At 67.6% G+C, this 25,148-nt stretch carries 12 protein-coding genes; 9 read left to right on the top strand and 3 right to left on the bottom strand.

Annotated elements, in window-relative coordinates:
* Nucleotides 1-2 precede the first annotated feature (2 nt).
* The 8 genes from OHQ90_RS09475 (at nucleotide 3) to OHQ90_RS09505 (ending at nucleotide 19,361) form a co-directional block, all read left to right on the top strand.
* On the top strand, nucleotides 3-1,313 hold the full coding sequence (locus tag OHQ90_RS09475) for a beta-ketoacyl [acyl carrier protein] synthase domain-containing protein (RefSeq protein WP_328412738.1): 1,311 nt from the start codon (nucleotides 3-5) through the stop codon (nucleotides 1,311-1,313).
* Complete coding sequence (gene nbtC / locus OHQ90_RS09480; RefSeq protein ID WP_328409186.1) at nucleotides 1,306-4,419, top strand: nocobactin polyketide synthase NbtC; 3,114 nt, start codon at nucleotides 1,306-1,308, stop codon at nucleotides 4,417-4,419. Before OHQ90_RS09475 ends, nbtC begins: the two co-directional genes overlap by 8 nt.
* A gap of 16 nt (nucleotides 4,420-4,435) precedes the next feature.
* Nucleotides 4,436-9,520: a non-ribosomal peptide synthetase gene (locus OHQ90_RS09485; protein WP_328409188.1), complete on the top strand. Its 5,085-nt coding sequence runs from the start codon at nucleotides 4,436-4,438 to the stop codon at nucleotides 9,518-9,520.
* Nucleotides 9,517-14,049, top strand: coding sequence for a non-ribosomal peptide synthetase (locus OHQ90_RS09490; RefSeq protein WP_328409190.1), 4,533 nt, complete (start codon nucleotides 9,517-9,519; stop codon nucleotides 14,047-14,049). Before OHQ90_RS09485 ends, OHQ90_RS09490 begins: the two co-directional genes overlap by 4 nt.
* Before the next feature lie 120 nt (nucleotides 14,050-14,169).
* Nucleotides 14,170-15,267 (top strand): MAB_1171c family putative transporter, encoded by a 1,098-nt coding sequence (locus tag OHQ90_RS09495; RefSeq protein WP_328409192.1) that lies wholly within the window; start codon nucleotides 14,170-14,172, stop codon nucleotides 15,265-15,267.
* Nucleotides 15,264-15,491, top strand: coding sequence for a hypothetical protein (locus tag OHQ90_RS09500; RefSeq protein WP_328409194.1), 228 nt, complete (start codon nucleotides 15,264-15,266; stop codon nucleotides 15,489-15,491). Before OHQ90_RS09495 ends, OHQ90_RS09500 begins: the two co-directional genes overlap by 4 nt.
* Nucleotides 15,455-15,757: a DUF6545 domain-containing protein gene (locus OHQ90_RS39350; RefSeq protein ID WP_442941357.1), complete on the top strand. Its 303-nt coding sequence runs from the start codon at nucleotides 15,455-15,457 to the stop codon at nucleotides 15,755-15,757. Before OHQ90_RS09500 ends, OHQ90_RS39350 begins: the two co-directional genes overlap by 37 nt.
* Before the next feature lie 88 nt (nucleotides 15,758-15,845).
* A complete protein-coding gene (locus tag OHQ90_RS09505) occupies nucleotides 15,846-19,361 on the top strand; it encodes a non-ribosomal peptide synthetase (protein ID WP_328409196.1) in 3,516 nt (1,171 codons plus the stop codon).
* 84 nt (nucleotides 19,362-19,445) lie between these two features.
* Here OHQ90_RS09505 and OHQ90_RS09510 read toward each other — a convergent pair whose 3' ends face one another.
* Both OHQ90_RS09510 and OHQ90_RS09515 read right to left on the bottom strand, forming a co-directional pair.
* Nucleotides 19,446-20,825 carry a SagB family peptide dehydrogenase gene (locus tag OHQ90_RS09510; RefSeq protein ID WP_328409198.1) on the bottom strand — a complete coding sequence of 460 codons (1,380 nt, stop codon included), beginning with the start codon at nucleotides 20,823-20,825 and terminating at the stop codon, nucleotides 19,446-19,448.
* Between the two features lie 45 nt (nucleotides 20,826-20,870).
* On the bottom strand, nucleotides 20,871-21,851 hold the full coding sequence (locus OHQ90_RS09515) for an ABC transporter substrate-binding protein (RefSeq protein ID WP_328409200.1): 981 nt from the start codon (nucleotides 21,849-21,851) through the stop codon (nucleotides 20,871-20,873).
* Between the two features lie 195 nt (nucleotides 21,852-22,046).
* On the opposite strand from OHQ90_RS09515, the gene OHQ90_RS09520 reads away from it, so the two are divergent.
* A complete protein-coding gene (locus OHQ90_RS09520; RefSeq protein WP_328409202.1) occupies nucleotides 22,047-23,834 on the top strand; it encodes an MFS transporter in 1,788 nt (595 codons plus the stop codon).
* 26 nt (nucleotides 23,835-23,860) lie between these two features.
* On the opposite strand, the gene OHQ90_RS09525 is transcribed toward OHQ90_RS09520, so the two are convergent.
* The gene (locus tag OHQ90_RS09525) at nucleotides 23,861-24,844 is read right to left on the bottom strand and encodes an ABC transporter substrate-binding protein (protein WP_328409204.1); all 984 of its coding nucleotides are present in this window, start codon (nucleotides 24,842-24,844) and stop codon (nucleotides 23,861-23,863) included.
* Nucleotides 24,845-25,148 lie beyond the last annotated feature (304 nt).

Genomic DNA, 25,148 nt, shown 5'->3' on the forward strand with positions numbered 1-25,148 from the left:
TGATGAGCACATCCACTACCGACGATCCGATCGTCGTCGTCGGAATGGCCGTCGAGGCGCCTGGGGGGATCGACACGCTGCCCGCCTTCTGGTCGATGCTCTCGGAGTCCCGAGAGATGATCGGCCCGTTCCCGCGCGATCGGGAATGGCCGGTCGAGGAGTTGCTTTCGCTGGGCCGGATCGACGGCTGGTCGCCGGTGCGCGACGCCGGTGGGTTCCTCGATGGTGCCACGGAATTCGATCCGATGTTCTTCGGGATCACCCCGCGCGAGGCGGTCGCAATGGATCCGCAGCAGCGGGTGGGCATGCGGGTCGCCTGGCGGGCGTTGGAGCATGCCGGACTCAATCCGGGTGCGCTGGAGAGCATGCAGGCCGGTGTGTGGATGGGTGTCTCCGCCACCGAGTACGGGCCCGGCGTCGCAAGCGTGAACGAGTACAGCGGGTACCGGGCGACCGGTACCGCCCTCGGCGCGGTCGCGGGCCGGATCTCGCACGGACTCGGTCTGATCGGGCCGTCGGTCAGTGTGGACACGGCCTGCGCCTCGTCATTGACCGCGGTTCATCAGGCCGCCGCCGCGATTCGTGCGGGGGAGTGCGACTGGGCGTTGGCCGGTGGGGTTTGTGTCATGGGCTCACCCGGCGCCTTCTACGAGTTCTCGAAGAACAATGCGCTGGCTACGGATGGCCACTGCCGTCCCTACGCGGCAGACGCAACCGGCACTCTCTGGGGTGAGGGCGCCGGAGTTGTGGTGCTGGAGCATGAATCCCGGGCTCGCGAACTGGGGCACCGGATCTACGGCCGCCTGCTCGGTTCGCGGATCAACCACAACGGCAAGGGCGCACCGCTGGCCGTTCCGAGTGCCGCCGCCCAGGAACGTCTGGTTCGCGACACGCTGGCCGTTGCCGACATTGCGCCGGAGCTGGTCGGTCTGATCGAAGGCCACGGCACCGGGACACCGGTCGGAGACCCGCTCGAGCTGACCGCGCTGAGCAGGACATACGGGTCCGGTCGCGCGCTGCTCGGCTCGGTCAAATCCAATGTCGGTCACGCCCAGGCCGCCTCGGGGATGCTCGGCCTGATCAAGGTGCTGTTGTGCGGAGCCAACGGCCAGATCGCGCCGACGCTGTGGGGTGACAACCCGACGACCGAAATCGATTGGGATAAAACCGGTTTGCAGCTGGCCCTCGAGTTCGATGCGTGGGAACCGGTTGACGGCATGCGTTACGGCGCCGTGTCCTCGTTCGGCGTCGCGGGTACGAATGCGCACGCGATCATCGGCATGCCGGTGCTGGAGGAGGATTCCGATGTCTAGCTACCAGATGCCGGACGGCACCATCCCGGTGTTGCTGTCCTCCGATACGGCCGAGGGGTTGCGTGCCGAGGCCGCCGCGATCCTCGGCTACCTCGAGAACCACCATCGGGTGTCGCCGAATCAGTTGGCGGACATGCTGTTTCGCACTCGCGTTCCGCGCCGCCAGCGGGTGCTCGCCTTGGTGCGCACCCGCGAGGAACTGCTCGAGGCGCTACGCGCGGTCCTCGAGGAAACCGCGCATCCTGCCGTGATCGCCGGGGACGGTGCGGCGACCGCCCGCCGGGTCGGGTTCGTATTTCCCGGCCAGGGCAGTCAGCGGCCCGGCATGGGGGCACTGTATTACGAGATCTCGCAGGAATATCGGGCCACGATCGACGAGTGTGCCACGATCCACCTGGAACGGTTCGGTGACGACAAGCCCATGCACTACCTGCTCGGGAACGCAGGCCGGTTCGACGACACAGTGTGGGAAGTTCAGCCTGCGTTGATGTTCCATATGGTCGGCCTGGCCGCCATGTGGCGGGCGGCCGGTGTCACGCCGGGCGCCACCATCGGGCACAGCCAGGGTGAGCTGGCGGCCGGTGCGGTCTCGGGCATCATGACGTTGCGCGACGCGGTGCTGGCCGTGACCCACCGCGCCAAGCTGGTCGGCCGGATGTCGCCGGGTGGTTTCTCGATGGCCGTACTCGGCATGGATCGCGATGCCTGTGAGGCCTTGCTGGCCAGGCATTCCGGCTGGGCCGAGCTGTCGGTGATCAACTCCCCGCACATTCTGGCCATCTCCGGTGACCGCGCCACCATCGTCGAGATGGTGGCGCTCGCGAACTCGCGCGGTCAGTTCGCCAAGGAAATCCGGGTCGCGTATCCCGCGCACACCTCGATTGTCAGCGAGTACCGGACCGATCTGGAGGCCGTGCTCAACGACGAGATGAGCAGCAGCCATTTTGCCGTCACCGAAATTCCCAGCTACGGAGCGACGCTCGGCGCTCCCATCACGCCCGACCTGACACATCGGCACTACTGGTACTGGAACCTGCGCAACCGAGTGCGATTCGATCGCGCGGTGGTCGCGGCGGCCGGCGACGGGGTGGACACCCTGATCGAGATCGCCGAGCATCCGATGCTGCAGCTGGCCTTGCAGGAGAACCTGACCCTGGTGCCCAAGTCGATGCCCGCCAAGGACTTCCGGGTCATCGGCACTTCACTGCGCACCGCCGAAGGGCTGCGGGAGTTCACCAGGAACGTGGCCACCGTGGCGGTGCACGACCTGAACTACCGATGGGATGCGCTGCGCACCGAATCCGGTTCGAGCACAGTGGAATTACCATTGCGCGATTTCCCGAACACGGTGATGAACCGCCAGCAGCTGTGGGCCTCGAACCAATCGGCGACCGTGTCGAGCGGGTCAACCGAAGCCGACCACGGTCAGCGCCCGACCCGGTTTGCCGAGAACTGGGTACGGCTCGAGCGTCGGTCCCTGGTGTCGCCGCGCAGCCTGTTGGTCGTTGACCACACCGGGCGTTGCGGCGAACTGGCCGCGGCAGTGTGCGCCGCGGCGTACAACCATGGCGCGAGCGCGACGGTCTATGACTCGGACAAGCCTGCGGCCATCGCGGACTACGACTCGGTGGTCGTCCTGCTGCCCGAACTCCCGGACCAGGACGCACCCGCCGCGGTCCACGAGATCTCCGATTTCTACGCCTCTCGGTGGCTGCCCGCCATCGACCCGACCGTCGTTGACTGCTGGCTGGTGACCATCGGCGGCGAGTCGGTGGTAGCCGAAGATCCCGCGCCGCATTTGTTCCACGGCGCGGTGTCCGCCGGATTCCGCTGCATCGGTCTAGAGAACATCGGTACCGCGTTCCGTCATCTCGATCTGGGAGCGGGCGATTCGGATGCCGCGCGAGCCGCGACCATCGTGCTCGCCTTGCACACCAAGGACGAGGCGCAACTCGCGCTGCGCGGCGGCGGGCTCTACGCCAAGCGGCTCGAAGTGGATTCCGCGCGCCCGACAGAGACGCCGGACCCCCGAGACCTCGAGCACGTCGTAATCGTCGGCGGCACCGGGACTTTAGGCCTGAAGTTCGCCGAATACCTCGCCCGTCGCGGTGCCGAGCGCATCACTCTGCTGAGCCGCTCGGGCGAAACCGAGGCGGTCGCGGGTCGATTGCGGGCCATCCGGGAAATCGGTGCCGAAGTGATCGTCGCCGCCTGCGATGTCAGCGATGAATCCAGCGTGCGACGGCTCGCCGCCGCCCACATGGCCACGCCTGCCACCATGCTCGTACACGCCGCGGTGAACTATGTGGGCGCCGAACTCGCAGACATCACCACCGAGAAGGTGCTCGAGATGGCGAGCTCGAAAATCATCGGCACCGATCATCTCCTCCGGCTGCTTCCGCTTGCCGACGATTGCCGAATCATCATCTGTTCTTCCGCGGCGGCCATCTTCGGCGGCCGGGGACAGATTCTGTACTCCACCGTCAATCGGATGCTCGACGTGCTGGCGACCCGGTTGCGGTTCTCGGGCGCGAATGCTGTTGCGGTGCAGTGGGGAATCTGGGATCTCGAAGGACCGCTGCATGCGGTCGGCCTCGACCGGATCACCGCCGCGGGTGGCGTCTCCATGGACCCGCGCGATGCCCTCGCCGTCGGTTTCACCGCGCATGCCGAAATCGGCCGGCCCGGAAACCGTCTCGTGATGGCCGCCGATTGGGCGCAGCTGTCCGACATCATCTCAGCGGTCGGCTGGGGTCCGCTGCTGACCGACATACTGGCGCGGGTGGAGCTGCTCACGCCGGCGCTGACGGTGGCAGACACCGTCGCGGCGCAGCCCGTTGCCGAGCAGTCGAGTGCGGCGGCCGCAGTCGATGTCTCGCTGTCCGACCAGGTCCTGCGGCAGCTGGGCAAGGTGATGGGCACCGACGGTACCGAATCCATCGACGGCTCTGTCCCGTTGGTGGCGCTCGGCCTGGATTCGCTGCAGGCGTTGGATTTCCGCAAGCGGATCAAGGCGGAGCTGGACCGCGACCTGCCGGTCGCAGCGATTCTGGGCGGCGCATCGCTAAACGATGTCGTGCTGCTGATGGCAGAGAACACCAACTAGGGCTAGGGGCAGATTCATGTCGCACACCGATGGCACGAACCTCTCCGTGCTCGACCGCCGCAAGCTGCTCATGCAGCAGCGCCTGCGCGAAAGCGGGCTGGCCGCAGCGGATTCCGCCGCGAGCCCGATCCCGCGGGTCCGCGCAGGCGAGCGCTACCCGCTCTCCGCGGGCCAGCGCCGGATGTGGTTCCTGCAGACCAGGGACGCCGCGGACACCACCCTCAATATCTGCGTGTCCTACCGGCTGACCGGGGCGCTGGACGAGGCACGGCTGCGCGCCGCCGTCAACGGCGTGGTCGCCAGGCACGACATCCTGCGCACCACCTACGGTGTCGACGCCGAGGGCGAGCCGTACCAGGTGTTCCAGGAGACCTCGGAGATCGACTGGCAGTCACACGATCTGATGGATCTGCCCGAATCGGGCCGCGAGCGGCGGATCGAGGTGCTGGCCCGGCGCGAGTTCGGCAGGCCCTTCGACCTGGCTGCCGAATTGCCACTTCGGGTCACGCTGGCACATACCGGTACGGAGGAATTCGTGCTCGTGCTGGTCGTGCACCACATCTGCTGGGACGACGACTCCTGGGCGGTGTTCTTCACTGAGCTGAACGCGGCCTACAACGGGCGTGAGAGCGTGAGCGACACCGGTCGATTCGTCGCCGTCGAGGTGCTCGACGGTCCGGCCGAACCCGCCGAGGCCGATATCGACTACTGGTGTTCCACGCTGCGCCCGCTGCCCCAGCCGCTGGAGCTACCCGGCTCGGCTGCCGCCGCGCCGTCCAAGCAGGCCGAGCGCCGCACCCGCGCGCTGCCCGCCGAACTCGTCGCCCGGGTGGACGCATTCGCCCGCGAGTGGTCCGCGACCCCGTTCATGGTGCTGCTGGCCGCGTTCGACGTATTGATCCACCGATATACCGCCGCGCCGGATTTCCTGGTCTCCATCCCGGTCACCGCGCGCCGCGCCGCAGCCGAGCGCCTCATCGGCTACTTCGGCAACACCCTGCTGGTGCGTGCCACCGTACGTCCCACCGACACCTTCGCTACCTTCGTCGACGCGGTGCGCGAAACCTGCCTCGGTGGCTTCGCACACCAGGATGTCGGCATCGATCGCGTTGTCCGCGAGGCGAATCCGGAGCGGATTGCGGGCCGGGACGGCATGGATCAGCTGGTCCGCCTCGGGTTCAGCGTGCGTAAGAGCGCCGACGGATTCGCCCTGGACGGCGTTACCGCGCGGGCGCTGGAGCTCGGCGCGCCGACCGCGCAGGTGCCGCTGGCGCTGGCCGTGGTGCTCGATCCGACGGGCGCCCTGCTCGAAATCGAATACCAGATCGACGTGCTCGCCGAACCGCTCGTCGATCAACTACTCGCGCACTACGTTCAGCTGCTGGACAGCGCGCTGGCCGAACCTGGCCGGAGGCTGGGCGATCTCGATATGCTCGGCGCGGCCGATCGTGCCACCATCCTGGAGCAGTCGCGCGGAGAGCTGGTGGCCGCGCCTGCGACCACCATGGTCGCGCTGCTGGAATCCGCCGCGGAGCATCGGCCGGACACCCTCGCACTGGTCTCAGACACCGCCGAGCTGACCTACGCGCAGCTGCACCGGCGCGCGAACCGCTTGGCGCACTGGCTGATCGACCAGGGCATCGGCACCGAGGACATCGTCGGGCTGCGCATGAGCACCTCGATCGAATTCATCGTCGCGCTGCTCGGTGTCATGAAGGCGGGTGCGGCCTACCTTCCGATCGACCCCGCCTACCCGGACGACCGCATCGACTATCTGGTCGAGGACGCCCGGCCCCGACTGGTGCTCGGCCGGGTGGAGTTGGATGCCGCCGAGTCGGCCGCGGCCGACCTGCCGGACGCCGCACCCACCGATGCCGACCGGCTGCGGCCGCTGTTGCCAGGGCATCTCGCCTACGTCATCTACACCTCCGGCTCCACCGGTAAGCCCAAGGGTGTCCCGGTGCCGCACCACGCGATTGCCGAGCACATCGAAGGCTTCATCGCCGAATGGGGGATGACCGAGCAGGATCGGCTGCTGCAGTCGTCCTCGGTGAGTTTCGATGCCTCGCTGCTGGACATTTTCGTCACGCTGGGGCTGGGCGCGCGGCTGATCGTGCCGAAGCCGGACGCATTCCGCGACATTCGCTACGTCGCCGACCTGATCACGCGCCGCGGCGTCACCGTGCTGCACATGGTGCCGTCCATGCTGAGCACCTTCCTGCTGCTGCCGGAGGTGAGCGAATGGCGTGCGCTGCGCCATGTTCCGGTGGGTGGCGAGGCGCTGCCCGGCGAGGTGGCGGACAAGTTCGCCGGGGTCTTCGACGCGGAGTTGCGCAACCACTACGGCCCGACCGAGGCGGTGGTCTGCTCGACCCACATGTCGGTCGAGGGACCGCAGGGTACCGGCGTGGTGCCGATCGGCATCCCGAACCGCAATGTCTGCACCTACGTGCTGGACGACGCGCTGCAACTCGTGCCGGCCGGGGTGGTCGGTGAGCTGTACCTGGGCGGCGCCCAGCTGGCCCGCGGCTACCTCGGGCGTCCGGCGCTGAGCGCCCAGCGTTTCGTCGGTGATCCGTTCAACCCGGGGGAGCGGCTGTATCGCTCCGGAGATCTGGTGCGCCGCAATGTCTTCGGTGAGCTGGAGTTCGTCGGACGCGCCGACGAGCAGGTCAAGGTGCGCGGCTTCCGGATCGAGCTCGGCGAGGTCGATGCCGCAATCGCGACCCATCCCTCGGTCGGGCACTGCGTCGTGATCGTCGCCGAGGACCCCGCCGTCGGACCCGTGCTGGCCGCCTACGTGGTGCCCGCGACCGGTGAAAGCGGTTCCGCCGAAGTCGATCTGGAGCAGGTCCGGGAGCACGCGGTGGCGGTGCTGCCGGAGTACATGGTGCCCAGTGCTTTCGCGGTCATCCCGGAGATCCCGCTGACCGTCAACGGCAAGCTCGATAAGCGGGCGCTGCCCGCGCCGACCCCCGCCGTGGCGCGCAGCTACCGCGAGCCCGCGACGGCGACCGAGCGCCGAATGTGCGCGATCTACGCCCAGTTGTTTACGCTGGAGCGGGTCGGCGCCGACGACTCGTTCTTCGAACTCGGCGGTCACTCGCTGCTCGCGGCCCGGCTGGTCGCGAAGATCCGGGCCGAATTCGGCGTCGAGCTGGACGTGCGCGTCATCTTCGACACCCCGGCACCGGCCAAGCTCGCGGCCCGGCTGGTCGCCCAGTTCCGCGACGAGTTCGGCATCGACCTCGACGCGATGGACTCCGACGAACTCGCCGAGACCGAACCGGCGCCCGCCGCAGGGCCGGTGTCGCAGCGCCCGCCGCTCACCGAAGCCTTACGTCCCGAACGGATTCCGCTGTCCTACTCGCAGCTGGCCATGTGGTTCCAGTATCGGATGGAGGGCGCGAGCGAGGTCGGCAACATGCCGTTCGTGATGCGGTTCGACGGCCCGCTGGACGCGCCCGCGCTGGCTGCCGCGATCAACGACGTGGTGGCCCGGCACGAGGCACTGCGCACCAATTTCCCGGAGCAGGACGGTGTTCCGTACCAGCTCGTGCATCCGGTGCTGGAGGTGCCGCTGCGGATCGTAGAGACCACGCCGGACGGCCTTGACGCCGAGCTGGCGCGGCTGCGCGGCTACCCGTTCGTGCTCGAGTCCGAGCCGCTGATCCGCCCGACTCTGCTGGTGCTCGACCCGCGGACACATGTGCTGTCGCTGCTGGTGCACCACATCGTTTCCGACCACGCCTCCCTCGGCATCTTCCTGGACGATCTGATCGCGGCCTACCGGGCACGGTCCGAGGGGCAGGCGCCGCAGCGGGCGCCGCTGCCGATACAGTTCGCGGATTACGCACTGTGGCAACGGGATGCGTTCGACCCGGGCCAGACCGGCGCGCCGAGTCCGTTCGGCCGGGCCGAGCTGGAGCACTGGCGCGGTGTGCTCGCCGGGCTGCCCGACGAGATCTCGGTGGCGCCGGATCGGCCGCGCCCACGGGTGCTCGGCAAGCGTGGCGAGGTGGCGGCCTTCACCCTCCCCGCGGCCCGCCGCGACGGCCTCGAGGCGCTCGCCGAACAGCGCGGCGTCAGCGAATTCATGGTCTACCAGGCCGTGGTCGCGACCCTGCTGCACAAGCTCGGCGGCGGCACCGACATCGCGCTGGGCACCCCGGTCGCGTCCCGGGTCGAACCGGCCACCGGCGCCATGTTCGGGCTGTTCGCCAACATGCTCGTGCTGCGCAATGATCTGTCCGGGGATCCGACCCTCGGCGACACGATCGCACGCAGCCGCGATGTGGTGCTGGACGCCCACGGACACCAGGAGCTGCCCATCGAGCGACTGGTGGAAGCGCTCAACCCGGCGCGCTCGCGGTCCCGGAATCCGCTGTTCCAGAGCATGATCCACTTCCGAGGTGCGGACTGGGCGCCGCGTCCGCGCGAGCTCACCGTGGCGGGCGCGACGACGGTGTCGGTGCTGCCGGTCGACTTCGACATCTCGTTCCTCGACCTGAACCTGAGTCTGAATGTGACCGCCGACGGCGGCGTAGACGTGCGGGTCGTGGTCAACGCCGATCTCTACGATCCGGCGACCGCCCGGCTCATCGCCGACGCGCTGGCGGCGACCCTGGACGCGTACGCCACCGCACCGGATCGCACCGTAACCGAGCTCGAGGTGCTGCCGGTCGCCGACCTGGAACGGCTGCTGGCGCCACCGGTCGCGGCGGCCGAGGATCCTCCGCGCAGTGCCACCGGCGGCTCGGCGGAGACCGAGCACACGCTGATCGCACTGCTGGAGGAGCTCCTCGACATCTCCGATGTGGATCCCGACGACAATTTCTTCGCGCTCGGCGGCGACAGTGTGATCTCCATCCAGTGGTCGGCCCGCGCCGCCGCGTTGGGCCTGGCGCTTACCCCGCAGTTGGTCTTCGAATACATGACGGTGGCCGAGCTGGCCGCCGCGGTCGATGCGGCCGCGGATCAGCCTGCGGCCGCATCGAATTCGGAAGCCGCGGCACAGCAGGAGCACGCGCCGATGAGCGCGTCCGGCCTGGATGCCGACGCCCTGGCCGCGCTCACCGCCTCCTGGCAGGCGCAGTCGTGACCGCCGCTCCGCCGCAAATCGAGGACATTCTGGCGCTCAGCCCGCTGCAGGAGGGATTGTTCTCACTGTCCCGGATGAGCGGGAACGGCATCGATCTCTACACCATGCAGTTCGTGGTGGACATCGACGGCCCGCTGAACGTCGAGCTGCTGCGCCGAAGCGCGCAGGCCATGCTGGACCGGCATCCAAACCTGCGCGCCGCGTTCTGGGATCGCGACGTGCCTGAGCCGGTGCAGATCGTGCCCGCGCACGCCGCGATGCCGTGGTCCGAAAGGACCGCGCGGCCCACCGAATTCGACGCGATCGCGGAGTCGGAGCGCCGCCGCCCCTTCGACCTGAGCCGGGGCCCGGCCCTGCGCGTCGTACTGCTCGCGGTGCCGGGCGAGTCGATGCGCCGGATGATTCTCACCGTGCATCACATCCTGATGGACGGCTGGGCGGTCGCGGTGTTCTACACCGAACTGCTCGCGGTCTACCAGGCGGGTGGTTCGCGGGACGGCCTGCCGAACCCGCGTCCGTACCGCGACTACATCGGCTGGCTCGGCGCGCAGGACACCGCGGCCACCACCGCCGAGTGGGCCCGGTACCTGGGCGGGCTCAGTGGTCCGCTGATGATCGCCGACGGCGCTACCGCCGCCCGGGGCACCGTGCCCGAGAAGACCGCAGTGCGCCTGGACGCGGCGGAGACCACACGCCTGCAGCAGTGGGCGCGCGGGCACGGGCTGACCTTGAACACCGTGGTTCAGTTCGCCTGGACCTTGCTGCTCGGCAGGCTCACCGACCGTCGCGACATCGTCTTCGGCACCATCATTTCCGGTCGGCCCGAGCAGCTTGCCGGGGTGGAGGGCATGGTCGGGCTATTCATCAACACGGTGCCGGTGGTCCACCATCTGGATCGCACGGCCACCGTGCTGGAGCAGTGCGCGCGGCTGCAGCGGGAATCGGCCGCCATGCGCGATATCGGCTATCTGAGCCTTTCGGCAGTGCAGCGTGCGGCCGGGTACGGAGCGCTGTTCGACACGCTCTTCGTCTTCGAGAACGCGCCCATCGACGATGCCATCCGCGAGGTCACCGCGCCCGATGGCGCACGCTTCCGGCCGATCGAGATGGAAAGCCTCGCGCACTATCCGCTGACGGTGGTGTCGCATTTGAGCGACGGCGATCTGCTTGTGCTGATCGAGGCCATTCCCGAAGCGCTGCCGCATTTCTCGGCCGCGGAAATCGGCGAGTGGATGTGCGCGGTGCTGCGGCAACTGCCCGAGATCGGCGATGCTACCCCGGACGGCCTGGATATCCTGACTGCGGCGGAGCACATCGAATTCCGAACGGCCGCAACGGCAGAAGCTCCGAACACGGCCACAGTGTGGGAGTTGTTCGAGCGGCAGGTCCTGGCCACGCCGGATGCACCGGCGCTGACCACCACCGCGGGGGAGCGCTACACCTACGCCGGTCTGCACGCCGAGGCCTGCAGATTGGCCGCGGAGCTGACCGGACACGGCGTCGGTCCGGAAACCGTAGTGGCTCTGGTGCTGCCGCGTTCTGCACAGTCGATCATCGCGATCCTCGCCGTGTCGGGTGCGGGCGGCGCCTACGTCCCGGTGGATATCTCGTTGCCCGCCGCTCGGATCGAATCCATTCTGCGCCAAGCGCGGCCGGTGCTTGCCCTCACCGTGGGCAGCTGCCGCGGGCAGATCATTCCCGCGCTGTCCGCACTGGTACTCGACGATCCCGCCGTAGCCGAACGCATTTCGCGACGCGAACCGGTCGCACCCACGGTGGCTCGACACCCGGAGCACTGCGCCTACCTGATCTTCACCTCTGGATCGACCGGTGAACCGAAGGGCGTAGCGGGCACGAACGCAGCGGTGACCAGCTATTTCGCCGATCACCGCGACCGTTTCTATCGTCCGGCCGTGGCCCGGCTCGGCCGCCCGCTGCGCATCGCGCACGCCTGGTCGCTGAGCTTCGACGCCTCCTGGCAGCCGATGGTGGGTTTCCTGGGAGGCCAGGCGCTGCACCTGTTCGACGCGGAGGAGATGCGTGATGCGCACCGCCTGGTCGAAGGCATCGCCGAGCGTGCCGTCGACATGATCGACACCACGCCCTCGATGCTCGCGCAGCTCACCGCGGCCGGGCTGCTCGAGCGCGAGTTGCCGGTGCTGGCGCTGGGTGGCGAGGCGATCGATACCGCGCTATGGGCGCGGCTGCGGGCGCTGTCGGGCACCGCTGTCTACAACTGTTACGGGCCGACGGAGACCACTGTCGAGGCCGTGGTCGCCCCGGTCGGAGATTTCGCGACGCCGACGATCGGCATCCCGAACGCCGGAATGTCCGGCTATGTCTTCGATTCCATGCTGCGGCCGGTACCGCACGGCGTGGTCGGTGAGTTGTACCTGTCCGGCCCGCAATTGGCGCGCGGCTACATCGGCAAACCCGCCGTCACCGCCGACCGTTTCGTGGCCGACCCGTTCCGGCCGGGACAGCGCATGTATCGCACCGGTGACATGGTGCGACGGCTCACGCACGGCGGTTTCGCCTACCTCGGACGCGCCGACGCTCAGGTGAAGATCCGCGGCTACCGCATAGAGATCGGCGAGATCGAGACCGCACTCCGTAAGCTGCCCGGCGTCGACACCGCCGCGGTCACCGTGGTGCGCCGCGCAGGTGGCGCGAGTCTCGTCGGATTCGTTGGCTGCCGGGCAGATCGCGACGGTGAAACCGGCAGATTGCGTGCCGCCCTCTCGGAACGCTTGCCCGCGTACATGGTTCCGGCCCGGATCGTAGTGCTCGCCGACCTGCCGGTGAACGCGAACGGCAAACTCGACGGCCACGCACTGGATCGATTGGCCGAGCAGGCGTTGTCCGGTGGTGCGACCACGAGCGCCATGGCCGCGACCACCGATACCGAGCGCACCCTGTGCGAGGTCTTCGCCGAGCTGTTCGACGGCCAGGTCTCGGGCATCGACGACGATTTCTTCGCGCTCGGCGTGGACAGCATTGTCGCCATCTCACTGGTGAACAAGGCCCGCAGGCGTGGCATCGTGCTGCGCCCGCGCATGGTGCTGGCCATCCCGACCATCCGCGAACTCGCTGCCGCGGTCGACACCGCGGCGGTCGTCGCCGGACCCGTCGAGGGCGGCGACTACGGCGAGGTGTTGCCGCTGCCCATCGTCTCCTGGATGTACGAGCACGGCAACTTCCGCCGCTTCACCCAGACCGCGCTGCTCCAGGTGCCCGCCGGAATAGACCATGCGGTAACCGAATCCGTGCTCCAGGCATTGCTCGACGGGCATGACACGCTGCGGTCCAGGCTGGTGGACACCCCGGACGGGCCGCGCCTGGTCACTCGCGAACCCGGCACCGTCCGCGCCGCCGATCTACTGACCAGGGTCGATCTGGCGGGTGCTACGGATGCCGAGATCGATACGGCCATAGCGGATGCTGCGCGCCGGGTGACCGACGAGATAGACCCGCGCACGGGCGACATGGTCCGGGCGGTCTGGTTCACCGGCGTAGAGCAGGGCGACATCCTATTGCTGGCGGTGCATCACCTGGCGGTCGATGTCGTTTCCTGGCACATCATGCTCGGCGGTGCTGCCGAGGCGTGGCAGGCGGTCGAATCCGGTGCCGCTCCGAAGACGTTGCCGGAGTTCACCTCTTACCGCCGCTGGTCGCGGCTGATGTGGCAGCGCGCCACGGAGCCGGAAGTGCTTGCCCAGCGTGACTATTGGGGCGGGCAGGTCCGAGAGCCGGATCCGGCGCTCGGCACCCGGCATCCGGCCCCGGCCATCGATACGTGGTCCTCACTGCGGGTTACCTCCGCGGTCACGCCGGTCGAGATCACCGTGCGCGTGCTCGCCAACCTGACCAAGGAGGAGGGCGTCCGCGAATTCCTGCTCGCCGCACTGGCCATGACACTGGCCGCGTGGCGGCGAGAACGCGAGCAGGATCCGGCCTCCGGAGCGCTCATCGCATTGGAGGGCCACGGTCGCGCCGACGCCGTCCTCGGCACCGACACCGCGAACACCCTCGGCTGGTTCACCAGCGTGTTCCCGGTCCGGCTCGGTGTGGGCGCGGCGGCGATCGATGTGGCCCGCGCCGAGGCGGATCCGAACGCCGCACGGGCGCTGTTGGATTCGGTGACCGCGCACCTCAGCGCGATTCCGCAGCAGGGCCTGGACTACGGCCTGCTCCGCTACTTCAACCGCACGCCGGAACTGTTGACGGCGGCCGAACCTCAGGTCGAGTTCAACTACCTGGGCCGGGTCGACCTCAGCGGCAGCACTGGCCAACCATGGTCGCTGCTTACCGGCCCGCGCAACGCGGCGCTCCCGCTCGACCCGGAGCCGGACCTGCCGCTGCGCTACGCCCTCGACGTCATCGCGGCCATCGGAACCACGCCGGACGGTCCGCAACTCAGCACCAACTGGCGCTGGAGCGATGCCCTGTTCACGGCCGCGGAGGCCGACCGCCTGACCCACCTCTGGCAGCGCGGCATCGCCGCACTGGCTGCCGCCCTCGAACACTGATCCCCGGGTGTTCGACCGGCCCTTCGGCATGCGCCGGGCCGGAGGGGCGCCGGCGGTTTCCTCGATGACATAGGATCGGACCACACCGATCAGTCCGAGCAATCTGTGTGGGGGCGCCCGATGTCCAGGCCGGCGCCGACGTGGCTCGTGATCCTCGGGGTCGCAGCAGTCTGCGGAGTCGCCGTGGCGCGCTGGATACTCCTGCACGACACGGTGGCAAACCGACTGATCAACCGCGCGCTGGCCTGGCTGAGCATCGCCATGTTCATCGCCCAGGCCGGATTTGCGTGCGGCGCACACGCCGTGGCTCACCTGATCTTTCTGGCTGTCTGTCCGTTGACGCTGGCGAATCTGTACGGTCTCGCTCGACTGTTCGGCGGCGCCGACCCGACAATCGCCGAGCACCGGCAGTGGCGCTACGACCTCACCGCCGCGCTCGCGGGCTGCGTGGTCGTGTTGATCGGTCTGCCGGAGGACCACCCCTGGCCGGGCTTCTGGTTACCTGCGATCGTCTACTGGACAATCTTCAATCTGCCCACGGTCGCGGCAGGCATACACCTGACGCGAGCGTGCTTGCGGGAGTTACGCATCCAGCGCGGCGTGCGCGAGGTGTTCGCCTATGGCGGTCTGCTGACGCTCGGGATCGGCTGGTTCTATGCTGCGGCGCTGAGCCTGCTGCAACTCGGCGACCGGGTGGCACCTGTCGGTCCTGCGGCGCAATGGGGTGTGCTGTCCTGCGGATTCGGTCTCCTGGTTGCGACCGTGACGGCGGTACCGCTGTTGAATCTGGGCCTGGTACGGCTCGGCTTGGATCGCACCGGCCGGGACTTGCGTGCGCTGCACCCCCTGTGGCGCGACCTCACCGACACCGTGCCGGAGATAGCGCTGCGGTCCGCCGACACCGGACAGCTCGAGCCGAGCACTCGGCTGTACCGAATGATCGTCGAGATCCGAGACGCCCTGCTGCACCTGCGACAGTACGCACCGCCGGAAATCAGACACGAGAATGCGAGCATCTCGGACTATGCCCGGCTGCTCGCCCATGCAGCAAACGAGAAGGCCGGCGGTGCGGTGCCGAGCGGGTCCGCTCCCGCATTCGGTGTTTTCCACGTCGTCGGTGGCGATCTGTCCACCGACATCGGCCACCTTCTTGCCCTGTCGCGCGAGTGGCGGCGTGCGAGTGTGGCGGTCCGCGATCACCGGGTCCCGAGTCAGTGAACTCGCTTGCGCCACTGTGGCTGACCGTACCGGTCAAAGCCTTCGTCGGCATCGTCACCGGCGCAAGGTCGTTGCTCGTCGACGAGACCTTCCCGGACCGCCTGGTCAACTGGGCCCTGACCTGGTCGGCGGTCGGCGCGGCTTTCGAGGAATCCGGCGCAGGCACCGAGTACGCCGAGCTCATCGGATGCTCGTCGAAATCCAGGACGCACTCCAGCACCTGAGGCAATACGTCCCGGCGGGTGAGCCATTAGAACGGCACATCGGAGCGTATGCCACGCAGATGGCCCGCGCTGCGTTCGTCAAATCCTCGAGAGGCAGGGCGTCTGTGGGTTCGGTTGGCGCGAAACGTAATTTGCCGGACAGCCGGGATGTCGCTGCCGAGTTCGATCACCTGGTGGTGCTGGCACGGGAATGGCCCCGGGTCAGGTCACGGGCGATGGTGCGCTGTGCGGCGAGCGCGCGCGTCGAGAATAGGGTTACCTTATGAAGGTTAGGCAACCCTATTTTGTACGCTAAGCTACCCCTCAGCAGTCTCGATCCGCCGGATGCGGCGGCAGGCAAGGAGTGTTAGCGGAATGGAGTCGGCACAGCAGCGGGGGAACGGCGCCGGGGGAATCGGCACGGCGGGGATCGACAAGGAGGAGATCCGGGCCGCGGTGGCGAGTCAGATCGGGCTCGGCGCAGGGGATATCGCTGATCACGACGACCTCATCCAGTTGGGTCTGGACTCGATCCGCACCATGAAGCTGGCCGGTGGCTGGCGCAAGCGTGGGGTCGATATCAATTTCGCCCAGCTCGCGGCGAGTCCGACGGTGGCGTCCTGGCATGGTTTGCTCGGCGCGGGCGAAGTGGCCGATCCTGCGCCCGAGTCGATTGCCGAGGTCGCCGCGTCCACGGTCGGCGAGCAGGATCCCTTCCCGCTGGCGGGCATGCAGCACGCGTACTGGATCGGCCGTTCCGACGAGCAGGAGCTCGGCGGTGTCGCGGCCCACCTCTATGTCGAATTCGACGGCGGTCGAATCGATCCAGAGCGGCTGGAGCGGGCTGTGGCCGAATTGCTTACGGCGCACCCGATGTTGCGCACCCGATTCCTGCCGGACGGCACCCAGCAGGCCATGCCCGCGCCGGGTAGGCCCGTGTTTTCGGTCGTAGACCTGCGTGAACACGAGCCCGAGGCGGCCGAGGCTGTGCTGGCCGAACTGCGCGATCAGAAGACCCATCAGCGCCTCGCCATCGAGGACGGCCAGGTCGTCGACATCACGCTCACCCTGCGCGATGCCAACCGCACCCGGCTGCACCTGGATGTCGACATGCTGGCGGGCGACGCAATGAGCTACCGCCTGCTGATCTCCGACCTGGCCGAGTTGTATCACGGTGCGACGCCGCAGATTCCGGGCTACAGCTTCCGGCGCTACCGCACCGAACGCCAGGAAGACACCACAGCACGCGAGCGCGACCGGCAGTGGTGGCAGCGGCGGCTGTCCGAGCTGCCGGGCGCACCCGAGCTGCCGACCGTTCCGGTCGGCGAGCGCATCGCCCCACACCGCACCGTTCGCTACGACCACTGGCTGGCGCCGGAGGCCAAGCAGCGCCTGCTCGCCGCCGCACACGAGCGTGGCATCACCCCGGCCATGGCGCTGGCCGCGGTCTTCGCCGAAACCATCGGCGGTTGGTCGGCGCAGAGCCGGTTCCTGCTGAATGTGCCACTGTTCCACCGCGAACCGGTGCATCCCGATATCGACCGCGTGATCGGCGACTTCACCTCCTCGATCATGCTCGAGGTCGATGTCACCGAGAACATGTCGGTAGCCGACCGGGCCCGTGCGCTGCAGCGGAGCATGCACGAAAGTGGTGCGCACACTGCGTATTCCGGGCTCGAGGTGCTACGTGATCTGGGCAGGCACCAGGGTGAGCCGGTGCTGGCCCCGATTGTCTACACCAGCGCGCTGAACCTCGGCGAACTGTTCGCAGACAAGGTCACCGAGACCTTCGGCGAACCGGTGTGGATCATCTCGCAGGGGCCGCAGGTGCTGCTGGACGCCCAGGTGACCGAGGTCCGCGGCGGCCTGCTGCTCAACTGGGACGTCCGCGAATCGGCGTTTCCGGAAGGCGTGATCGACGCCATGTTCGGCCGGTACACCCAGGCGATCGCCCGGCTGGCCGACGGAGAAGCGGGCTGGAACGCGGAGGCCGCGGTGCGGCTGCCGGTCGCCCAGGCCGCGGTGCGTGCCGCGATCAACGCGACGGACGGACCGGTCAGCGGACGCTGCCTGCACCAGGGCTTCTTCGAGCACGCCGCGGCCGATGCCGATCTTCCCGCAGTGGTGTGGGGGCTCGGCGACGGCGCGGGCGCATGGAGCTACGGGGAACTGGCCGCGCGAGCGCTTGCGGTCGCGGGCGCCCTGCACGTCGAGGGGGTGCGCCCCGGTGACGCGGTCGCTGTTCAGCTGCCCAAGGGGCCGGACCAGATTTTGGCCGTGCTCGGCGTACTCGCTGTCGGCGCGACCTATGTGCCGATCGGATTCGATCAGCCGGTCGGTCGCCGCGCCGAGATCTTGCGCACCGGTGAGGTTGTCGCCGCGCTCGTGGTCGCGGGTGCCGATATGGGCGTGCCCATTCCGTGCGTGCCGATCAGCGCGGCCGGTACATATCCGCGACCGCTCGACGGGCCGGTCTGTCCGGATACCGAACAGATTGCCTACGTGCTTTTCACCTCCGGCTCGACCGGCGTGCCCAAGGGTGTCGAGGTCCCGCACCGCGCGGCGATGAATATTATCGATGCGATCAACGATTGGTTCGATGTGGGCAGCGCCGATCGGTCCTTCGGGTTGTCCGCGCTGGAATTCGATCTCTCGGTCTATGACATCTTCGGCTTGCTCTCGGTGGGTGGCGCGGTGGTCGCCGTCGATCCGCACCAGCGTGTCGAGCCGACCACATGGGTGGAACTAATTCGCCGCCACCGGGTTTCGATCATCAACTGTGTGCCGAGCATGCTGGACACAATCCTGCAGATCGGTGGGGACAACCTGGGTGACTCACTGCGCGCGGTCATTCTCGGCGGTGACTGGGTCGGCGCCGATCTGGCTCGCCGGTTGGCCCGCCAGGTGCCGGGCTGCCGATTCTCCGGACTGGGTGGCGCGACCGAGACCGCGATTCACAGCACCGTCTGCGAGTTCGTCGGTGCACCCCCCGCGCACTGGGTGACGGTGCCGTTCGGTGTTCCGCTGCGCAATGTCCGATGCCGGGTCGTCGCGCCGTCGGGGCGGGACTGCCCGGATTGGGTGCCTGGTGAACTCTGGGTCGGCGGTGCGAATGTGGCCACTGGCTACCGCAATGATCCGGAGCGAACCGCGCAGCGATTCGTCGAATTCGAAGGTGTCCGCTGGTACAAGACCGGCGACATGGCCAGGTACTGGCCCGACGGTACCGTCGAATTCCTCGGCCGCGCCGATAATCAGGTGCAGATCCGCGGCTACCGGGTCGAGCTGGGCGAGGTGGAGAGCGCGTTGCGCACTGTGCCCGGGGTCCGGCATGCCGTTGCGGCGGTGGTCGGTACGGGCGCGCCCAGGCTGGTCGCCGCGATCGCGGGTGATCCGGACGAGATCGGTGATATCACCACCGCTATGTCGGATCTGTTGCCGGGCTACATGATTCCGACCCGGATCGAATTCCTCGAACAGATGCCGCTGACCGTCAACGCCAAGCTGGACCGGCGGGCGGTGGTAGCGCTGCTCGAGCCCGGCGCCGCAGATCCCCACGACGGCGTCCCGGGCAATGACGTCGAGGCGGCGTTGATCGATATTGTCGCCGGGGTGCTCGGCGTCGATGCGGTGGGGGTGCACGACGACTTCTTCGGGCTCGGAGGTGATTCGGTGCTTGCCACCACGGTTATTGCCCGGGTGCGCGAATGGCTCGATGTCGATCACGCGCTGGTCGCGGACATCTTTGCGGCCCGCACCGTTGCCGGACTCGCCACTCGTTTGGTGGATCGGGAAGCAAGGAGTGGTGAGCCGGATCGACTGGCCGCGGTCGCGCGGTTGTACCTGGATATCGCGGCCATGAGCGACGAGGAGGTTCTTGCCCAGCTCTGAGGCTGTTGCACGACAAACAAACGAGGTCCCAGCGCCTGGGCGCTGGGACCTCGTTCGTTGTCGTCCTACTGGATTCGCGGCGATTCAGCGCGGCGCCGGGGAACCGATGAGCATGCTGCCGACGCTGCACTCCGCCAACTCGTCCACGCCCGCGGCGGCCGCGAAAGCCGCTGTGTCGCCGAAACCTTGGGCACACGTGCCCAACCCCATGGCGGTCACCGTCAGGTAGATCGTCTGCATCAGTACGCCGACGTGCTTGAGGATGTTGGCATAGGCGACCTGCTCGTAGGCCCACATCACCCGGCCGGAACGGGCCGCCATGACCATGAGTACCTGGGGCTCGGCGCCCTGGGCCAACGTTGCCGACGTGGACTTCAAGAGTCGCGTCACCGCAGGCGAATCCGCAGCGGCGACGGGGCGCAGCACATGCTCGAACGAGTCGTAGTGATACATCCCCGGTGTCAGTCCGTCGACATTGCGCACCACCGGGTAGAGCTCGAGTTCGTAGACGCTGCCGCCCGACGGGTACGGCCGTGAGACCAGTTCCTCACCCTCGCCCACGGGCTGGGTGCTGCGGGTTCTGGCTGTGCGGTACAGCAATTCGGCCAGTTGGTCGATGGTGATCGGATGCGCATCGTCGAAGGCCCTGGTCGAAACCCGGTCCTCCAAGACGGCCGTCAACGTCGGATCCTCGGCCCGCGTCACCGCCAGATCCGGGACCCTCAGCGCCACCGCCTCGCCCGGATAGCCGGCCTTGCGCGCGGGCGGCTGCGGGAACTGTCCCTTCGCCCACTTGGTCGGGCCGAAATGCTCCCAGGTGATGGTGCGCTCGCCGAGCGTGCTGCGCCGGTGGAACCACAGGTCGGGCAGACTCCAACTGCGCGTGCTGAATTCGCGGTCCTCGACGTCCGCGTCCGGCACCAGGAATCCGCACCAGTGCAGATCCTCGGCGAACTGCGATTTCACGGCGACAGGCAGATTCGCGTCGGCCGCGCCCGGTCCGTCCAGCAATGCGAGCAGTCGTGGATCGTGGATGCGCAGATCGCACCACGCCCGCGGGTGCTCTAGCACGAAGCCTTCGGAATCCCGGTGCAGCACCGCGAATTTCGACAGCGTCGCAGACCACGAGAGAGGAGTCGTCGGTCGCGGCGCAGGCTGTCCGAACGGGCGGATGGTGTAGAGGTCGCGTCCGCCGTCCCGCACGGTGACCGACAGCCAGCCGGCGTCGGCGAGCCGGTCCATCAGCCCGGCGACGTCGTCTCCGCCCGCGGCCGCCGACATCTCCGTCACCGTCGCCGGTCCCCGGTTCAGCGTCTCGAGCGCCTGGAGCTGACCGGCGGCCAGGCCGGTCAGCTTCTCGTTACGCGGCGGATTCAGCAGCACCGCGCCGGCCGAAGTCGTCAGGCAGGTGACACCGTCACGCAGCGCGAATCTGGTCTGGTCGGGATATGTGACGGCGGGCAAAACCGCGAACCTCCGCTAGTGGAACCGATAGGACTGACACGCTGCCTATTTCGCCGCTGCGGCGAAGGCAGGCTCGAGCTTGTCGAGGATGTAGGGCACCGAAAGCGCGGTCGGCTGGTTCACCGCGCTGATCTCCTGGGTGGTGAGGAATACGACGGAGCCCTTCTTCACCGCCGGCAGCTCGGCGTATCCGGGCAGCTGCCGGTACTTTTCGTCCAGGCCGGGGGAGTAACCGGCCAGCAGCACATCGGCGGTGAGCTCGTCGACGCGTTCGGGCGAGAGTGAGAGACGGCCCTGGTTGGCAGCATGGTCGGTAAGGTCCTTGGGGATGCTCAGGCCGAGCTGGCTGAACACCTTGGACGAGCCGTCGTTCGGGTCGATCAGCACCATCAGCTGCGTGGGGCCGGCCAGCCAGGTGCTCGCGAAGGTCTTGCCCTTCAGACCTGGGTTTGCCGTGGTGATCGCGGCGATCTTCTCGTCCACCTTCGCGATCACCTTGGTCGCGTCGTCCTGCTTGCGCAGTGCCTTACCGAGCGCGTTGACCTGGTCCTGCCACGGCGTGACGGCCTCCTTGGTCAGGCCGGGGAGAGTCGGCGCGACCCGCGAGAGCTCGTCATAGGTCTTCTGGTCGGCGATGAAGGTGTCGACGAGGATGAGATCGGGCTCCAGTGCGGCGACCTGCTCGGCCAGGTTGCCCGAGGTGTTCAAAGCCTTCGCGGACTCCAACGTTTTCGGCTGCCACGGTGGTGTGCTCTTGGAGGCGACCGCGACATTGTCGACGTAGCCGACCGGGGTCACGCCGAGCGCCAGCGCGGTGTCCAGCCACTGATTGCCGAGGGTGACAACCTTTTTCGGGGTGCCTTCGATGGTGGTCTCACCGCGCGCGTGGGTGATGGTGACCGAGGGGCTGTCCGAGTTCCTGTCGTCGCTCGACGATCCGCATGCGGTGACGCCGAGGGCGAGAGCCCCGGCAAGCACGGCCACCGTTGCACGCGCCCATCTGCGGGACGCTCGAACAGACTTCATCGTTGAACCCTCCTCCGTCGAGGAACTTCCCCGACTCGACTCCTTCGAGCCACCAGCAACAAGTCAGCCAAGGCTAACCTATCTTGCCGCCGGATTCGATGAGTGGGTGCGCGTCCGAAGGGCGGGACGGCGACTTGATCGTTACATCGGCTAACTATATAGTTTGCGGAGCTGATATCTCTGCAAGGGGCTGCCGTGACGAATCCATCCACCGACCTCGACCTCGGCGATGTCCGAACCATCCGCCGCCGGTTGCGTTACGACCGGGACCATCCGCGCTACAAGTGGATCGTCCTGACCAACACCACCCTCGGCGTGCTGCTCACCGCGATCAATTCTTCGATCGTGCTGATCTCGCTGCCCGCGATCTTCCGCGGTATCGGTCTGAACCCGCTCGATGCGGGAAATGTCGGCTACCTGCTCTGGATTCTGATGGGGTACCTGCTGGCGACGGCCGTGCTCGTGGTGATGTTCGGGCGGCTCGGCGACATCTTCGGACGCGTGCGTATCTACAACCTCGGCTTCGCGGTGTTCGCACTCTGCGCGATCGCGCTGTCCTTCGATCCGTGGGACGGCGGGTCCGGGGCGATGTGGATCATCGTCTGGCGGGTCGTGCAGGGTGTCGGCGGGGCCATGCTCATGGCCAACTCCTCGGCGATTCTCACCGACGCCTTCCCGGCGAATCAGCGCGGCACCGCGCTCGGCATCAATATGGTTGCCGCGGTGGCCGGTTCGTTCCTCGGCCTGCTTATCGGCGGCGTGCTCTCGGAGTGGGACTGGCGCGCGGTGTTCTGGGTGAGCGTCCCGATCGGCATCCTCGGCGCCGTCTGGTCCTACCGGTCGCTGCACGAGGTCGGTGTGCGTACGGAAGGCACGGTGGACTGGGCGGGCACCATCCTCTTCGGGCTCGGCTTGACTGCGCTGCTCACCGGCATCACCTATGGCATCCAGCCCTACGGTGGGCATGCCACGGGTTGGTACAGCCCGTGGGTGTTGTCGGCGGTGATCGGCGGCATCGTGCTGCTCGGGGTGTTCTGTGTGGTGGAGAGTCGGATCGCCGATCCGATGTTCAATCTGGCCTTGTTCCGCAACCGGGCCTTCGGCCTCGGCAACTTCGCCAACCTCATGGTTTCCATCGGCCGCGGCGGCATGCAGTTCATGCTGATCATCTGGTTGCAGGGCATCTGGTTGCCATTGCACGGCTACGACTTCGAATCGACCCCGCTGTGGGCAGGTATCTACCTGCTGCCGCTGACCGTGGGATTCCTTGCCGCGGGACCGATTTCGGGCTGGCTGTCGGATCGCTACGGCGCCAGGCTGTTCACCACCGGCGGCGCCGTGATCGCGGGGCTGACCTTCCTGTTGCTGCTGGTGATCCCGGTCGACTTCGACTACTGGCTGTTCGCGCTGATCATTCTGATCAATGGAATCGGCAGCGGGTTGTTCTTCTCGCCCAACACTGCCGCGATCATGTCCAGCGTCCCCGCCGCCCAGCGCGGCGCTGCCTCCGGCATGCGCGGCACGCTGTTCAATGGTGGCAACGCCCTGTCCATGGGAATCTTCTTCTCCCTCATGGTCGTCGGCCTCGCCGCCGGTCTGCCCGCGGCGCTCGACTCCGGGCTGCGCGCGCAGGGCGTCTCGGCCGACGCCGCCGCCCAGCTTGCCGGGATGCCCCCGGTGGCCAGCATGTTCGCCGCCTTCCTCGGCTTCAACCCGATTCAGGAATTGCTCGGCCCCTCCGGCGAATTGAGTAAGCCTGGTGTCGACGCCGGCACCCTGACCGGCCAGGAGTTCTTCCCGCATCTACTCACCGGGCCGTTCCACTCCGGTCTGATCGTCGTGTTCGTCGCGGCGGCCGCGATGATGTTCCTTGCCGCCGCCGCCTCCTACTTCGCGGGCGACAAGTACGTCCATGACGAGGGCGTCGAGCTCGCCGAGGCGGCCGCGCCGGCCGAGGTCACGGTGCCGGTCCCGGTGCGCTGACAGTGCGTCCCGGGCGCTGGCATTGCCTACTTGGCGGCGTTGGCGAACGCGGGCTGCAGCTTGTCGAGCAGATACGGCACCGACAGCGCGGTCGGCTGGTTGACGCCGCCGAGCTCTTGGATGGTCAAGAACGCGACAGCGCCCTTCTGCACTGCGGGCAGCTCACGGAAACCCGGCAGCTGACGGTAGGTTTCGTCCATGCCGGGGGAGTAGCCGGCCAGCAGCAGATCCGCGGTGAGCTCGTCGACGCGTTCCGGCGCCAGCGCCAGCCTGCCCTGACTGGCAGGTTGGGCGGCAAGGTTCTTCGGAATGCCGAGGCCGAGCTGGGTGAAAATCTGGCCGGCGACGGTGTTCGGGTCGGTGAGCACTATCAGCTGGGCCGGGCTCGCCAGCCAGGTGCTCGCGACGGTCTTGCCCCTCAGCCCGGGGTTCGCCTGCGTGATGGTCTCGACCTTCTTGTTCACATCGGCGATGACCTTGCTCGCCCGATCCGTCCTGCGTAGCACCGCACCGAGCGCGGTCACCTGATCCCGCCACGGCACGACCGTCTCATTGCTCAGCGCCGGCAGCGTCGGTGCGATCTTGGACAGCTCGTCGTAAGACTGCTGATCGGCCAGCAGCCCGTCCACGAGAATCAGATCCGGTTGCAGCGCCGCGGCCTGCGCGGCGATATTGCCGGTGGTGTTCAACGCCGTCGCGCCACGTAGCGAGTCGGGTTCCCACGGCGGGGTCGAGTTGGGTACCGTCGCGGCAGTATCGATATAGCCGACCGGAGTCACCCCGAGCGCCAAAGCGGTATCCATCCACTGATTACCCAGTGCGACAACCCTTTTCGGAGAACCTTCCACTGTGGTTGTGCCGCGTGTGTGGGTGATGGTGACGGGTTCGCCGCTGCCGGGGTCTTCGTCGTTGCTCGAAGGCCCGTAGGTGACGATTCCGAGGGCCAGCCCACCGACGAGCACCACGACCGCGGCCAGTGCCCAGCCACGGGGTATCCGAACAGACTTCATCGTTTGACCCCTTTCGCCCAGGCATGTCCCTGGCGGTGCCCAGTATCGGTCAGCCTAGTACTCCAGCCGGACTTCGTGATCATGGTGTGAGTCGGGATCGGTGCTGGTAGTGGCTGCGTCTATCACCAGCCTGGCGAGGGTGGCCGGGTGAGCGCCAAGCAGCGGTAGTAGGCCGGTCAACGGCTACGTTGCCGAACGTGGCCACCACCAATTCAGTTGTGTCCCACACAAACACAGCATGATCACGCAGTGGCCGCCCCACTTCCAGTGTCCCGGCCAGCAGCATCGACGATCACGAAGTCCG

It is taken from the genome of Nocardia sp. NBC_00403, from assembly GCF_036046055.1.
GTDB lineage: Bacteria > Actinomycetota > Actinomycetes > Mycobacteriales > Mycobacteriaceae > Nocardia.

Bases quoted from the DNA above. Each gene is read 5' to 3' on its own strand.
- OHQ90_RS09485 (WP_328409188.1), top strand. From the start codon at position 4,436: ATGTCGCACACCGATGGCACGAACCTCTCCGTGCTCGACCGCCGCAAG.
- OHQ90_RS09475 (WP_328412738.1), top strand. From the start codon at position 3: ATGAGCACATCCACTACCGACGATCCGATCGTCGTCGTCGGAATGGCC.
- OHQ90_RS09525 (WP_328409204.1), bottom strand. From the start codon at position 24,844: ATGAAGTCTGTTCGGATACCCCGTGGCTGGGCACTGGCCGCGGTCGTG.
- OHQ90_RS09515 (WP_328409200.1), bottom strand. From the start codon at position 21,851: ATGAAGTCTGTTCGAGCGTCCCGCAGATGGGCGCGTGCAACGGTGGCC.
- OHQ90_RS09505 (WP_328409196.1), top strand. From the start codon at position 15,846: ATGGAGTCGGCACAGCAGCGGGGGAACGGCGCCGGGGGAATCGGCACG.
- OHQ90_RS09495 (WP_328409192.1), top strand. From the start codon at position 14,170: ATGTCCAGGCCGGCGCCGACGTGGCTCGTGATCCTCGGGGTCGCAGCA.
- nbtC (WP_328409186.1), top strand. From the start codon at position 1,306: ATGTCTAGCTACCAGATGCCGGACGGCACCATCCCGGTGTTGCTGTCC.
- OHQ90_RS39350 (WP_442941357.1), top strand. From the start codon at position 15,455: ATGCTCGTCGAAATCCAGGACGCACTCCAGCACCTGAGGCAATACGTC.